Annotated in this window: 13 protein-coding genes; 12 read left to right on the plus strand and 1 reads right to left on the minus strand. The window is 57.6% G+C overall.

The genetic code is table 11. The features are described 5' to 3' along the window. The first annotated feature begins 33 nt into the window (after positions 1 to 33). Entirely contained in the window at positions 34 to 579 is a 546-nt protein-coding gene (locus PW844_RS14545) for a YbhB/YbcL family Raf kinase inhibitor-like protein (RefSeq protein WP_299453203.1), read from the plus strand. Positions 580 to 636: 57 nt separating this feature from the next. Here the strand turns inward: PW844_RS14545 and PW844_RS14550 are convergent, their stop codons facing one another. Next, on the minus strand, positions 637 to 1449 hold the full coding sequence (locus tag PW844_RS14550) for an IclR family transcriptional regulator (RefSeq protein ID WP_084874699.1): 813 nt from the start codon (positions 1447 to 1449) through the stop codon (positions 637 to 639). 325 nt (positions 1450 to 1774) lie between these two features. Between PW844_RS14550 and PW844_RS14555 the strand changes: the two genes are divergently transcribed. The 11 genes from PW844_RS14555 to araD all read left to right on the plus strand — a co-directional run bounded on the left by PW844_RS14555 (position 1775) and on the right by araD (position 13117). Beyond that, positions 1775 to 3301 carry a sugar ABC transporter ATP-binding protein gene (locus PW844_RS14555; protein WP_299452920.1) on the plus strand — a complete coding sequence of 509 codons (1527 nt, stop codon included), beginning with the start codon at positions 1775 to 1777 and terminating at the stop codon, positions 3299 to 3301. Positions 3302 to 3323: 22 nt separating this feature from the next. Further along, positions 3324 to 4424 (plus strand): ABC transporter permease, encoded by a 1101-nt coding sequence (locus PW844_RS14560; RefSeq protein WP_299452921.1) that lies wholly within the window; start codon positions 3324 to 3326, stop codon positions 4422 to 4424. Then, positions 4421 to 5521: a substrate-binding domain-containing protein gene (locus PW844_RS14565; RefSeq protein WP_299452922.1), complete on the plus strand. Its 1101-nt coding sequence runs from the start codon at positions 4421 to 4423 to the stop codon at positions 5519 to 5521. The genes PW844_RS14560 and PW844_RS14565 overlap by 4 nt, the downstream gene beginning before the upstream one ends. Before the next feature lie 14 nt (positions 5522 to 5535). Beyond that, a complete protein-coding gene (locus PW844_RS14570) occupies positions 5536 to 6369 on the plus strand; it encodes an SMP-30/gluconolactonase/LRE family protein (protein WP_299452924.1) in 834 nt (277 codons plus the stop codon). 283 nt (positions 6370 to 6652) lie between these two features. Continuing rightward, positions 6653 to 7651 (plus strand): 3-dehydro-L-gulonate 2-dehydrogenase, encoded by a 999-nt coding sequence (gene yiaK, locus PW844_RS14575; RefSeq protein ID WP_299452926.1) that lies wholly within the window; start codon positions 6653 to 6655, stop codon positions 7649 to 7651. 14 nt (positions 7652 to 7665) lie between these two features. Beyond that, on the plus strand, positions 7666 to 8142 hold the full coding sequence (locus PW844_RS14580) for a YhcH/YjgK/YiaL family protein (protein WP_299452928.1): 477 nt from the start codon (positions 7666 to 7668) through the stop codon (positions 8140 to 8142). Further along, on the plus strand, positions 8139 to 9434 hold the full coding sequence (locus PW844_RS14585) for an MFS transporter (protein WP_299452929.1): 1296 nt from the start codon (positions 8139 to 8141) through the stop codon (positions 9432 to 9434). Before PW844_RS14580 ends, PW844_RS14585 begins: the two co-directional genes overlap by 4 nt. Continuing rightward, positions 9431 to 10912, plus strand: a complete 1482-nt coding sequence (locus tag PW844_RS14590) for an FGGY-family carbohydrate kinase (protein WP_299452932.1) — start codon at positions 9431 to 9433, stop codon at positions 10910 to 10912. Before PW844_RS14585 ends, PW844_RS14590 begins: the two co-directional genes overlap by 4 nt. Beyond that, entirely contained in the window at positions 10909 to 11565 is a 657-nt protein-coding gene (ulaD, locus tag PW844_RS14595; RefSeq protein ID WP_299452934.1) for a 3-keto-L-gulonate-6-phosphate decarboxylase UlaD, read from the plus strand. The genes PW844_RS14590 and ulaD overlap by 4 nt, the downstream gene beginning before the upstream one ends. Beyond that, positions 11562 to 12422 (plus strand): L-ribulose-5-phosphate 3-epimerase, encoded by an 861-nt coding sequence (locus PW844_RS14600; RefSeq protein WP_299452937.1) that lies wholly within the window; start codon positions 11562 to 11564, stop codon positions 12420 to 12422. The genes ulaD and PW844_RS14600 overlap by 4 nt, the downstream gene beginning before the upstream one ends. Next, the gene (gene araD, locus PW844_RS14605) at positions 12419 to 13117 is read left to right on the plus strand and encodes an L-ribulose-5-phosphate 4-epimerase (protein ID WP_299452939.1); all 699 of its coding nucleotides are present in this window, start codon (positions 12419 to 12421) and stop codon (positions 13115 to 13117) included. The genes PW844_RS14600 and araD overlap by 4 nt, the downstream gene beginning before the upstream one ends. Positions 13118 to 13215: the final 98 nt, after the last annotated feature.

Raw genomic sequence — 13215 nt, forward strand, 5'->3', positions numbered from 1 at the left:
TGGTTTCTTCATCAACAGGAGTGAATGATGGTTATGTTGAAGCGCGCGCTATGGCTGGCGCTATTTCCGGCCTCAGTGCTGGCCGCCCCGATTTTTACCCTGCAATCATCCGATTTTACCGATAACGCGATGCTGGAAAAGGCATTTGCCGGTAACGCGCAAGGCAATCCTTCCTGTACCGGTGACAATGTTTCCCCAGCTCTGAGCTGGTCCAACGCGCCCGCCGGGACGCGCAGTTTCGCCTTGATGATCACCGATCCGGTGGGAGGAAAGGGGCTGGGCGTCACGCATCTGGTGGCCTATAACATCGCCGCTGATCGGACTTCGTTTGCCCAGGGAGAACTGGCAAAAGGTACCGGTTACACCGGGGGCAAGAACTCTCCCGGCACCACCCGTTACTACGGCCCGTGTCCGCCGGTGGGAAGCGGCGTGCATCACTACAACTTTGTGCTGGTTGCTACCGATTTACCGCCTGACCAGTTACCGGCGGGGTTAACCCATGATGCGCTGGTGGCGAAGCTGAAAGGGCATGCGCTGGGGGCCGCCACCATCGTCGGGCGATTTACTAACGATCAATAACTCCCCACCGCACGGATCCGTAGCGGCGCGATAAATCGCACCGCTACCAAATTTCCGTCAGGTGTTGTATCCCAGTTCTTCAGAAATGGCTCGGGCGGTGGCGACCACCGGCCCCATCAGCTTTTTCACCCCGATCTGTTGCATCTTGGCGGTGGGTAACGATATCGATACCGCGTAAGGCACGCGTTGCTGGATATCGAACACCGGGGCGGCAATACATGACACGCCCAGCTCATTCTCTTCGCGATCCATCGCCGTTTGCTGCTGGCGGATGTTTTTCAGTTCTTCCATCATTTCCGGCAGTGTGGTGATGGTGTTTTTCGTCAGTTGCTGGATGCTGTCCTGATGGCTTTGCCAGTATTCGGGCAGATAATCTTCACTGCCCCAGGCCATAAAAATCTTGCCCATCGCCGAGCAGTACAGCGGCATATGCTGGCCGATATAGGCGCGAGTGCGCATCATCCCGGTGGTGGGTTCCAGCTTATAAATCAGGATCACATGGTCATCTTCGCGGCTGGAGAAATTGACCGTTTCTCCCACTTCTAAGTTCAGCTTTTCCAGATGCGGGGCCGCGACATGGATGATGTTGAGCGAGGAGAGTGCCTTCTGCCCGACAGAAATAAATTTGGTGGTTAAGCGATAGCTGCCAGGCGAGGGGGCCTGGGTGACATAACCACTGCTGTGCAACCCCTGCAACAGGCGGTGCACGGTACTCTTGTTCATGCCGGACAGCTCAGAAAGATGGGCCAGCGGACACCCGTTGGGGTAATTGCTTAACAGTTCAATCAGTTGCAATCCACGAAACAGGCTCTGTGTCCCCAGCGGCTTGTCACTCTTTTCTTCCTTTGCTTTATCCACTTTAACCACCATCCACGCTTCCTCTCAGTTTTCCTGCTCCGGTAAAAGAACAGTCGCCAGATGTTAACTCAGACACTTCAGCCTGGGAATCCTTCGCCAGTTTTAGTGTGACTTTTCGCGAAAATCCACCCCCGCTGGAAGTGAGTGATGCATCACAATTCCGCAACAGAAAATATAACTACCTGTTTATTAATGAATTATATCCCGCTCACTTCTTTGCTTTTCGTGCGCGTCAGGAATAGTATTTTTTGGAATCGTATTTCGCATGTTGAAATTTAGCGGTGTTTTCAGGTTGTCGCCGCTGTTGATGCTCACCAGGAGTTTGCAGGAGGCTGTAATGCAGCATAGCCCGGGAACACCGGTTCTTACTCTGAGCCATATCACCAAACGCTTTGGCGGCAACCCCGCCGTGAATGATGTCAGCCTGGCGGTTTATCCCGGCGAAGTCCTTGCCCTGCTGGGAGAAAACGGCGCCGGAAAATCCACCCTGATTAAAGTGCTGGCCGGTGTCTACAACCGTGATGAAGGGGATATCCGTTTTCACGAAACCAGTATCGGCTCTGCCGCCAGCCTGAAAACGGCGACGCACCAGCCGATTGCGTTTATTCATCAGGATCTCGGTCTGATCGAATGGATGACGGTGGCGGAAAATATGGCGCTGGTGATGGGGTTTACCCGTCGTCTGGGGCTGATCGACTGGCGTGCCGTACGTGAACGTTCACGGGCCGCGCTGGAGGAAGTGGGCATCGTACTGGACCCGGACGCCCGGGTGTTCGAACTGTCGCGTACCGAAAAGTCATTGCTGGCGATTGCGCGTGCCGTGGCGGTCAATGCGGAAGTGCTGGTGCTGGATGAACCGACCGCCTCCTTACCCGCTAATGATGTGCGCCATCTGTTTGATGTGATTAACCGGCTGAAAAGCCGCAAGGTCGGCATGATCTACGTGACTCACCGCCTCGACGAAGTGATCGAAATTTCCGACCGTATCTGCGTGATGCGCGATGGCAAACATGTGGCGGAAGGCAACACCGCCGACTACCAGCTGCATGATCTGGTGGAGATGATTGTCGGTGAAGCACTGGAAGGAAATCAGCGACAGCCGTTACCCGACGCGCAAAAACCGGTGCTGGTGCTGGACCAGCTGTGCATTGATGAAGTGGGGCCGGTCAGCTTTAGCCTGCAACCCGGTGAAATGCTGGCGCTGGCAGGTTTACGCGGTGCGGGTCAGGAGGAGATTGGCCGCCTGCTGTTTGGTTTGCGTCAGGCCACCGCAGGCAGCATCCACTTTCGCGATCAACCCTATCAGCCACAAACTCCGCAGCAGGCAATGGCCGCTGGCGTATCGCTGGTGGCAGGCGACCGTACCGGTGAAAGCCTGGTGATGTCGATGAGCATGCGTGAAAACCTGTTTCTTAATCCCTGCGCCAGTGGCCATCGGCTGCTGTCACGCTACGGACGTCGCGCCGAAATCGGTGCCAGCTGGTGGAAGGTGCAGCTGTTCGATGTCCGGCCTAAAGACGTCAATCTCGATATCAGCGCCTTGTCCGGCGGCAACCAGCAGAAAGTGGTGATGGCGCGCTGGATGCACCTCAACGCCCCGTTATTGATTCTGGAAGATCCGACTGCCGGTGTGGATGTCGGTGCGCGGGAAGAGATCTATCACCTGCTAAATAAAGCGCTGGCTGACGGCATCGCGGTGCTGGTGATTTCCAACGACCTCGAAGAGATCGCCCATATCTGTAACCGCGCACTGGTGTTTAACCGTGGCCAGGTGGTGGGTGAATTAAAAAATGAACAGGTGACCTTTGCCGGTTTGCTGGAGCTGGCCTCTGCCAGCAGCGCTGCCCCATTAACCACCGTCTGAAAAGGAAGGCAGGAGAAAAATTATGTCGAAAACATCCGTAAAATCCACCGCGCTGGAGCAGCGGGTAAACCTGGCTCAGCATGGCTTTGCCCCCTGGTCGATGCAGATTATGACCCGCTATGGCCTGCTGCTGCTGTGCGTGCTGCTGACCCTGCTGTTTTCCGTATTATCACCGTCGTTCGCCACCATGCTGACGTTACAGGCAATCCTTGCCAGCAAGGCCAAAATTGCCCTGCTGGCGCTGGCGGCCACGCTGCCGATGATCGTCGGCAAGATCGACCTTAACGTCGGTTTCGGTATTGTGCTGTGGCACATCCTCGCCATCACCTTACAGGTGGAATATGGCTTCTCGTGGCAGATGGCGGTGCTGACGGTGCTGGCGATCTCGGCGTTGTATGGCCTGCTTAACGGCATTCTGGTGGCGTTAGCGGATATTGATAGCTTTGTCGCTACCCTCGGTTCCGGCACCGTGCTGTACGCGGTGGCGTTGTGGCACTCCGGTGGACGCCAGATTGTCGGCGATTTGCCCGATGCTTTCAGCGCGCTGCACCATACCGAGCTGTTTGGTATCCCGATTGGCGCGTTCTATGTGCTGGCAGTGGCAATCGTGCTGTGGCTGATTACCGAACACACCCCGCTCGGACGCTGCATGTATGCGGTCGGTGGCAATCCTACTGCGGCACGCCTGAATGGTATCGCGGTGAACAAATACATCATCGGCACCTTTATCGCCTCCAGCGTCCTCACCGGTTTCAGTGGCGTACTGATTGCTGCCGAACAGGGTGTCGGCCAGGCCAGCGTCGGGATGGATTATCTGTTGCCTGCGCTGGTCGGGGCGTTTCTGGGCAGCACTACCATCCGTCCGGGACGGGTGAACGTCTGGGGCACCGTGGTGGGTATTACGATCCTCGCCATTGGTATTGCCGGTATTCAGCAGTTTGGCGGTGACTTCTGGGTCGAACCGTTGTTCAACGGGGCCACGCTGTTGCTGTCGATTACCCTTGCCGGTTACGCCCAGCGTCGCCGCATGTTGAACCAAAAAGCGGTGGTGCGCAGCCAAAGCGCGCCTGCCTCTGCACCTGACCATAAACAAAAAACCATCACACCAGGGAATTCATTATGAAAAATAAGGCATTGGGTCTGACATTTGCCGCCATGCTGGTGGCATCAGTGACCGCGCACGCAGACAGTTACCTCGACCAGGCGACCGCGGCAGTGGCAAAAGCCACCGCCAGTTCCAGCACCTGGGATGGGCCGACCACCGGACCAAAACTGCAGGCCAACAAGAAAATCATTTTTATCGCGTCCGACATGAAGAACGGCGGGGTGCAGGGAGTGCAGCAGGGATTAAGCGAGGCGGCTAAGGTTGCGGGCTGGAAACTGGAAACCCTCGATGGCGGCGGCTCGGTCAAAGATCAGCTCGCGGCGCTGAATCAGGCGATTGCCCAGCGCCCGGACGGCATTGTGATTGGTGGCTGGAACCCGAACGTGGCGAAAATCCCGCTGAAAAAAGCCAAAGAACAAAAAATCGTGCTGATGGCGTGGCATGCCGAACCGCAACCCGGGCCGATTGAGAAATACGGCGTGACGGACAATATCACTTCGGATTCAAACGAGGTAGCGCGCCTGGCGGCGCAGTATGCGGTGGTGCGTTCGGGAGGCAAGGCGCAGGTGCTGATCTTTACCGATTCGCTCTATCAAATCGCGCTGGATAAGGCCAACACCATGAAGCAGGAAATTGAAAAATGCAGCGGTTGTAAGGTGGTTGAGTTTATCGATACGCCACTGGCCGATACCGCCAACCGCATGCCTTCCATGACCTTCAGCCTGTTGCAGAAATACGGCGATCATTTCCAGTATGCATTGTCGATCAATGATCTCTATTTCGACTTTATGGCACCGGCACTGAAAACCGCTGGCAAAGGCGGTAAAAATGCGCCGTTTAATATCTCGGCAGGAGACGGTTCCATCTCTGCCTTCCAGCGTATCCGTAATGACGACAGCCAAATTGCTACGGTAGCAGAACCGCTCAAGCTGCATGGTTGGCAATTGCTGGACGAATTTAACCGTGCCTTTGCCGGGCAGCCGTCATCGGGTTATGTCACACCAGCGCATCTGATCACCAAAGAAAATATCGCCAATGACGGCGGGCCGCAGAACAACTATGACCCGGCCAACAACTACCAGGGTCACTACAAAGCCATCTGGGGCGTGCAGTAACGGAGGCCAACATTATGCAGGTCGAAAAACTCTGTTCTCCTGCCATCTGGGCCGAAGGCCCGGTGTGGCTGCCACAGCAGGATGCGGTGGTGTTTAGTGATGTGAAGGGTAACCGTATGTTCCACTGGCAGCGCAACGGTGAACTCAGCCTGTGGCGTGCCAGCTCCAGCTATGCCAACGGCAACGCCCGCGATCAGGCGGGCCGGGTGGTGAGCTGTGAACATGGCCGCCGCGGCATCAGCCGCACCGAACATGACGGCAGCGTCACCATGCTGGTGGAACGGGTTGAAGGGAAACGCTTCAATTCGCCCAACGATCTGGTGGTGCGCTCTGATGGCACCATCTGGTTCACCGATCCGCCTTACGGCATCATCAACGATGAAGAGGGGTATCACGCTCACAGCCAGGTGATTGGCTGTTATCTCTACTGCTTCGATCCGGCCAGTGGACAGCTCAGCATTGCGGCCAGCGATTTGCAACGCCCGAACGGGCTGGCGTTTTCCCCGAATGAAAGCCTGATGTATGTGGCCGATATGTCGGTGGTGGATTTCCCCACGCTGGGCCGCCGTCAGCTGCGGGTTTACCAGGTAGATGGCCGGGAACTGGTGGCGGGGAGGTTCTTTGCTGAAGTGGCTCCGGGTTTTCCTGATGGTTTCTGCGTCGATAGTAATGGCGATATTTACTGTAGCTGCGCCGACGGGGTGATTATCTTCGACCGGCACGGTGAGACCATCGGCAAAATTCCGCTGCCGGAACGGGTATCGAACTGTACGCTCGGTGGCCCGGAAGGTGACGAACTGTATATCACCGCCACCACGTCGTTGTATCGGGTGCGGATCCGAAGGTAATAAGGCACATTCCGTAGCGGCGCGATTTATCGCGCAATCACATGCGCGTTGTGGCAAAAATCCGCGCGATAAATCGCGCCGCTACGACCCGGCTTCCTCACGCCTGAAGATCGGCCAGTTTGCGGGCGATCACAAAAGCAGATCAAATTTTTATTAGATTGATTTTTAAGTAAAAAATTCCCACCCATTTCTTTGACTCTCCACAGCTTTCCCCATACGATTTATTTGAAATGACATTCCAACATATGAAATTTAAAGCGTAGCGCTGGGGAGTGAGTGCCGTATGAGAATCAGTTATCAGCAGTTGTATGAGGAATTCCTGCGTGTTCTGTTAAGCCGCAAGGTGCCACAGGATAAGGCCACCGACTGTGCGGTGATGTTTGCCGAAACCAGTCTCAACGGCGTCTATTCTCATGGCGTAAATCGGTTCCCGCGTTTTATTCAGCAGCTGGATGCCGGGCATATCGTGGCTGACGCCACGGCAAAAAAAGTGCTGTCGCTGGGTGCCATCGAGCAGTGGGATGCGCAACGCGGCATCGGCAATATCACTGCTCGCAACATGATGGATCGCGCTATGGAACTGGCCAGCGATCACGGCATTGGTCTGGTGGCGCTGCGCAACGCAAATCACTGGATGCGTGGCGGCAGCTATGGCTGGCGGGCGGCAGAGAAGGGCTTTGTCGGCATTTGCTGGACTAACTCGATTGCGGTAATGCCGCCGTGGGGGGCGAAAAACTGTGCCATCGGCACCAACCCGCTGATTGTCGCAGTGCCTGGTGAGCCGATCACCATGGTGGATATGTCCATGTCGATGTTTTCCTACGGCATGCTCGAGGTGAACCGTCTGGCCGGCAAAACCCTGCCGGTGGATGGCGGTTTCGACGATGAAGGCAACTACACCCGCGATCCTGGCACCATCGAAAACAACCGCCGCATCCTGCCAATGGGCTACTGGAAAGGCTCGGCGCTGTCCGTGGTGCTGGATATGCTCGCCACGCTGCTCTCCAACGGCGCATCCGTCACCGAAGTAACCGAAGACAACGGGGACGAATTTGGCATCTCGCAGGTGTTTATCGCCATTGATGTTGACCGCCTGATCGATGGCGAAACCCGCGACCACAAACTGCAACGTATTCGCGCGTCGATTACCGGCGCTGAACGCGCCGATAGTCAGCAGGCGGTGCGTCTGCCGGGCGAAAGATTCCCGGTGCTGCGGGCGGAAAACCAGCGCCTCGGCATCCCGGTGGATGAGCGTGTCTGGACACGCATCCAGGCGCTGTAACGGAGGAGCTACCGATGATTACCGGACATATCGCTAACACTGACGCCCGTCATTATCCACCGGCTATCGCCCGGGCGATTGCGTATCTCGCCAGCCACGATCTGGCAAACATCGCCGCCGGACGCTACGTAGACAGCGCCACCGGCTGGCAGGTGCAGGTGCTGGATCTGCAAACCGCCCCGGCGCAGGAAAACTACCCGGAAGCCCATCGCCACCATATTGATGTGCAATATCTGGTGTCAGGTGACGAGGTGATTGGCGTGGCGAATCAGCCCGCCAGCCTGAGCATCCATCAACCCTATGATGAGAACCGCGACATCATTTTTTATCAGCATGCCCCGGATGAAACCCTGATCCGCATGGTGCCCGGCACTTTTGCGGTGTTCTTCCCGCAGGATATTCACCGCCCTAACTGTGCCCCGCACCAGCCTGCGGCGATCCGCAAGGTGGTGGTGAAGATCCCGACTACCGCACTGGAGGGGACAGCATGAGTCTGACGTCTACCGCACTGACCCGTGAAGGCGTACCGTCGCTGCGCTGGCTGCGTATCATTCCGCCGATTCTCATCACCTGCATCATCTCGTATATGGATCGCGTCAATATTGCTTTTGCCATGCCGGGAGGGATGGATGCCGAGCTGGGCATCAGCGCCTCAATGGCAGGGCTGGCAGGCGGCATCTTCTTTATTGGTTATCTGTTCCTGCAAGTGCCGGGCGGTAAGCTGGCGGTGTACGGCAACGGCAAACGTTTTATTGGCTGGTCGCTGCTGGCCTGGGCGGTGATCTCGATTCTCACCGGGCTGGCGACTAGTCAGTATCAGCTGCTGGCGCTGCGCTTTGCCCTTGGCGTGGCGGAAGGCGGCATGCTGCCGGTGGTGCTGACGATGATCGGTAACTGGTTTCCGGATAAAGAGCGAGGCCGCGCCAATGCCATCGTCATTATGTTTGTGCCGATCGCCGGAATTATTACCGCGCCGCTGTCTGGCTGGATCATCACCAACTGGGACTGGCGCATGCTGTTCTTTGTTGAAGGGGTGCTGTCGGTATTCGTCATGGCACTGTGGCTGTTCACCATCAGCAACCGTCCGCAGGAAGCTAAATGGATCTCTCCGGCGGAGAAGCAGTACCTGATCAAGACCCTGCATGACGAACAGTTGATGATCAAAGGCCAGAACACCCGCAAAGCCTCGCTGAGCCGGGTGATGCGCGAGCCGGTGATGTGGCGACTGATTCTGGTGAATTTTTTCTATCAGACCGGGATCTACGGCTACACCCTGTGGCTGCCGACCATCCTCAAAGGGCTAACCAACGGCAATGCGGAGAAAGTGGGGATGCTGGCGATTCTGCCGTATGTCGGGGCGATCTTTGGCATGTTTCTGTTCTCGTCGCTGTCCGATGCCAGCGGTCGCCGCAAGGTCTTCGTCGCACTGCCGCTGGCGGGTTTTGCCCTGTGTATGGCGCTGTCAGTGCTGTTGCAGGCTCATGTCTGGTGGTCCTATGCCGCGCTGGTGGGTTGCGGGGTGTTTATCCAGTCGGCTGCCGGGGTGTTCTGGAGTATTCCGCCGCGTCTGTTTAATGCGGAAGTGGCGGGCGGCGCGCGTGGTCTGATCAATGCGCTGGGCAATCTCGGCGGTTTCTGTGGTCCGTATATGGTGGGCGTGTTGATTGCTGAGTACAGCAAGGATGCCGGAGTTTATAGCCTGGCGATCTCGCTGGCGATTGCTTCCGTGCTGGCGTTGACGTTACCGGCACGCTGTGACTCCGTGAAGCGGGAGGCTGCATGAACAGCTGGTTAGGACTGGACTGCGGCGGCACCTTTATTAAGGCTGGGTTGTATGACGCGCAGGGCCGCGAACTGGCGGTGGCGCGGCAAAATTTGCCGGTGCTGGTACCGGAGCCGGGCAGAGCCGAACGCGATATGACCCAGCTGTGGCAACAGGCGGCGGCGGTGATCCGCAAGGTGCTGACGCAAAGCGGGCAGAATGCGGCGCAGGTGGCAGGCATAGGTATCTCCGCACAGGGTAAAGGGCTGTTCCTGCTGGATAAGCAACATCAGCCACTCGGCAATGGCATCCTGTCATCCGACCGGCGTGCGCTGGCGTTGGTGCAGCAGTGGCAACGTGACGGCATGCCGCAACAGCTTTATCCGCAGACGCGTCAGACGCTGTGGACCGGTCATCCGGTGTCGCTGCTGCGCTGGATCAAACAACATGAACCCCAGCGTTATGCCGCCATCGGCAGCGTGCTGATGGCGCATGATTACCTGCGCTTCTGTCTGACCGGGGAGCTGGCGTGTGAAGAGACCAACATCTCTGAATCCAATCTGTATGACATGCAGAGCGGCAGCTGGTCAGCGGCGCTGGCACAGGCGTTAGCCATCGATGAAATCATCCCGGCGCTGCCGCCGATTATGGGTCCGACGCAGATTGCCGGTCATGTCACCGCAGAGGCGGCGGCACTGACCGGCCTGCGTGCGGGCACCCCGGTGGTAGGTGGCTTGTTTGATGTGGTCTCCACCGCGGTCTGTGCCGGGTTGCATGATGAAACCCGGCTGAACGCGGTGATGGGCACCTGGTCAGTCACCAGCGGCATTACCGATCGCATCATCGATGAAGCGAATTACCCGTTTGTCTATGGCCGCTACGCCATTGATGACCAGTTCATCATTCATGACGCCAGCCCGACTTCGGCGGCGAACCTGGAATGGTTTTGTCAGCAATGGGGCATTGAGGATTACCAGCAGCTGAATAACTGGGTGGCGGAATTGCCCGCAGCCAGCAGCTCGTTGCTGTTCCTGCCGTTCCTGTATGGCTGCAACGCCGGAGCCGATCTGCACGGCAGTTTCTTTGGACTCCAGGCGGGCCATAGCCGTGCACATCTGGTGCAGGCGATCTATGAAGGCGTGGTGTTCTCGCACCTGACCCATCTCAACCGTATCCGCCAGCGTTTCCCGCGCGCCACCGCCCTGCGCCTGAGCGGTGGGCCGACCCGTTCCGCTCCCTGGATGCAAATGTTTGCCGACGCCAGCGGGATGCCAGTCGAAGTGCCGCAGATCGCCGAGAGCGGTTGTCTCGGCGCGGCGCTGGTGGCCCTGACCGGCACCGGTGCGTATGCCTCGCTGCAACAGGCGCAGCAGGCGCTTAACCCGGAGATTGTGACCTGGCAACCGGACAGTACCCGACACGCCCGTTATCAACAGAAATATCAACGTTATCAGCAGCTGGTGCAGGCTCTGGCGGCTGTACAAGGAGAGACCCCATGAGCCTTCCTTTGCTCCAGCTGGCGCTGGATCACACCGACCTTGATGCCGCACTCAGCACCGCGCAGCAGCTGCATCAGCAGGTCGATATCATCGAAGCCGGTACCATTTTGTGTTTCAGCGCGGGGATTGAGGCGGTACGCCGTCTGCGCCAGCAGCATCCGGGCAAAACCCTGGTGGCCGATTTTAAAGTGGCGGATGCCGGAGCCACGCTGGCCCGCATGGCATTCGACGCCGGTGCTAACTGGATGACGGTAATTTGTGCCGCGCCACTGGCGACTTTCGCCACCGCACTGGAGGTAGCGCGCGAGTATCAGGGCGATATCCAGATCGAACTCTTTGGACACTGGACGCTGGACGATGCGCGACAGTGGCGCAGCCTCGGGCTGACGCAGGCCATTTACCACCGGGGCCGCGATGCGCAGGCCAGTGGTCAGCAGTGGAGCCAGCAGGATCTGGATGCAATGCAGGCGTTATCGGATATGGGGTTTGCGCTTTCCATTACCGGGGGGATCACCCCGGGCGAACTGCCGCAGTTTCGCAATATCGACGTAAAGGCGTTTATCGCCGGGCGCGCGCTGAGTGACAGTGTCACCGGCGTGGAGACCGCCAGCCAATTTCATCAGGCCATTGCCAACATCTGGGGAACACCATGAAACGCCAGCATCCACTGGGAATCTATGAGAAAGCGCTGCCCGCCCATCTGACCTGGCCGGAACGCCTCGCGCTGGCGAAAGCCTGCGGCTTCGACTTTGTCGAAATGTCGGTCGATGAGACCGATGAACGGCTGGCACGGCTGGACTGGAGCAAAGAGCAGCGTCTGTCGTTGGTTAACGCGATGATTGAAACCGGCGTCACCATTCCGTCGATGTGCCTGTCGGGGCATCGCCGCTTTCCGTTCGGCAGCCACGATGCGGCGACGCGTCAGCGCGCCGATGACCTGATGGATAGGGCGATCCAGCTGGCTAAGGATGTCGGTATTCGCACCATCCAGCTGGCGGGCTATGACGTCTACTACGAACCACACGATGCCGGGACAGTGGAACGCTTTGCCGCCGGGTTATCGCGCGCGGTGGAACGTGCGGCGGCGGCCCAGGTGATGCTGGCGGTGGAAATTATGGATACCGAATTTATCAACGCCATCAGCAAATGGAAGGTGTGGGAGCAGCAGCAGGCTTCGCCGTGGTTCTCAGTCTATCCCGATGTCGGCAACCTCAGCGCCTGGGGAAATGACGTCACCGCCGAACTGACGCTGGGCATTGATCGTATCGCTGCCATCCATCTGAAGGATACCCAGCCGGTGACCACCGATTCGCCCGGCCAATTCCGCGATGTGCCATTTGGACAGGGATGCGTCGATTTTGTCAGCGTGTTCCGCACGCTCAAACAGCTGAACTATCGCGGTGCGTTTCTGATTGAAATGTGGACGGAAAAAGCCGAGGAGCCGGTCGCGGAGATCGTGCAGGCGCGCCGCTGGATTGAACAGAAAATGCAGGAAGGGGGATTATTATGAGTTTATCAACGTTGAAACAACAGGTGCTGGACGCCAATCTGGCGTTGCCGCGCCATCACCTCGTCACCTTTACCTGGGGTAATGTCAGCGCCATCGATCGCGCCAGTGGTCTGGTGGCGATTAAGCCCTCCGGCGTGGAGTATGACGGCATGACGGTGGAGGATATCGTGGTGCTGGAACTGGAAAGCGGACGCATCGTTGAAGGTAGCAAGAAACCGTCGTCGGATACCGCCACCCATCTGGCGTTGTATCGTGCTTTTGCCGATATCGGCGGCATTGTGCATACCCATTCACGCCATGCCACCATCTGGTCGCAGGCCGGGCAGGACTTGCCCGCCTGGGGCACCACTCACGCCGACTATTTCTACGGCACCATCCCCTGTACCCGTTTGATGACCGAACAGGAAATCGTCAATCAGTACGAACACAACACCGGCGAGGTCATTATTGAAACCTTCCGTTCGCGCGGTATCAGCCCGACGGCGATCCCGGCAGTGTTGGTCAATGCCCATGGTCCCTTCGCCTGGGGTAAAGACGCCGATAACGCGGTACACAACGCGGTGGTGCTGGAAGAGATTGCCTATATGGGGATTTTCTCGCGCCAGCTGACGCCGGGGATAAAAGATATGCCGCAGAATTTACTGGATAAGCATTTTCTCAGGAAGCACGGGGTGAATGCCTATTACGGGCAGTAAACCGGCTCGTGTACCATGAGCGCCTCACTGAGGCGTTCATTGTCTGTGTGATAGCGAACATATTTTATTTATCACAGCAAACAAATTTCACTCCGCAA

The sequence above is a fragment of the Pantoea sp. genome (assembly GCF_028283705.1).
Classification (GTDB): Bacteria; Pseudomonadota; Gammaproteobacteria; order Enterobacterales; family Enterobacteriaceae; genus Pantoea.

Bases quoted from the DNA above. Each gene is read 5' to 3' on its own strand.
- PW844_RS14545 (WP_299453203.1), top strand. From the start codon at position 34: ATGTTGAAGCGCGCGCTATGGCTGGCGCTATTTCCGGCCTCAGTGCTG.
- PW844_RS14550 (WP_084874699.1), bottom strand. From the start codon at position 1,449: ATGGTGGTTAAAGTGGATAAAGCAAAGGAAGAAAAGAGTGACAAGCCG.
- PW844_RS14555 (WP_299452920.1), top strand. From the start codon at position 1,775: ATGCAGCATAGCCCGGGAACACCGGTTCTTACTCTGAGCCATATCACC.
- PW844_RS14560 (WP_299452921.1), top strand. From the start codon at position 3,324: ATGTCGAAAACATCCGTAAAATCCACCGCGCTGGAGCAGCGGGTAAAC.
- PW844_RS14565 (WP_299452922.1), top strand. From the start codon at position 4,421: ATGAAAAATAAGGCATTGGGTCTGACATTTGCCGCCATGCTGGTGGCA.
- PW844_RS14570 (WP_299452924.1), top strand. From the start codon at position 5,536: ATGCAGGTCGAAAAACTCTGTTCTCCTGCCATCTGGGCCGAAGGCCCG.
- yiaK (WP_299452926.1), top strand. From the start codon at position 6,653: ATGAGAATCAGTTATCAGCAGTTGTATGAGGAATTCCTGCGTGTTCTG.
- PW844_RS14580 (WP_299452928.1), top strand. From the start codon at position 7,666: ATGATTACCGGACATATCGCTAACACTGACGCCCGTCATTATCCACCG.
- PW844_RS14585 (WP_299452929.1), top strand. From the start codon at position 8,139: ATGAGTCTGACGTCTACCGCACTGACCCGTGAAGGCGTACCGTCGCTG.
- PW844_RS14590 (WP_299452932.1), top strand. From the start codon at position 9,431: ATGAACAGCTGGTTAGGACTGGACTGCGGCGGCACCTTTATTAAGGCT.
- ulaD (WP_299452934.1), top strand. From the start codon at position 10,909: ATGAGCCTTCCTTTGCTCCAGCTGGCGCTGGATCACACCGACCTTGAT.
- PW844_RS14600 (WP_299452937.1), top strand. From the start codon at position 11,562: ATGAAACGCCAGCATCCACTGGGAATCTATGAGAAAGCGCTGCCCGCC.
- araD (WP_299452939.1), top strand. From the start codon at position 12,419: ATGAGTTTATCAACGTTGAAACAACAGGTGCTGGACGCCAATCTGGCG.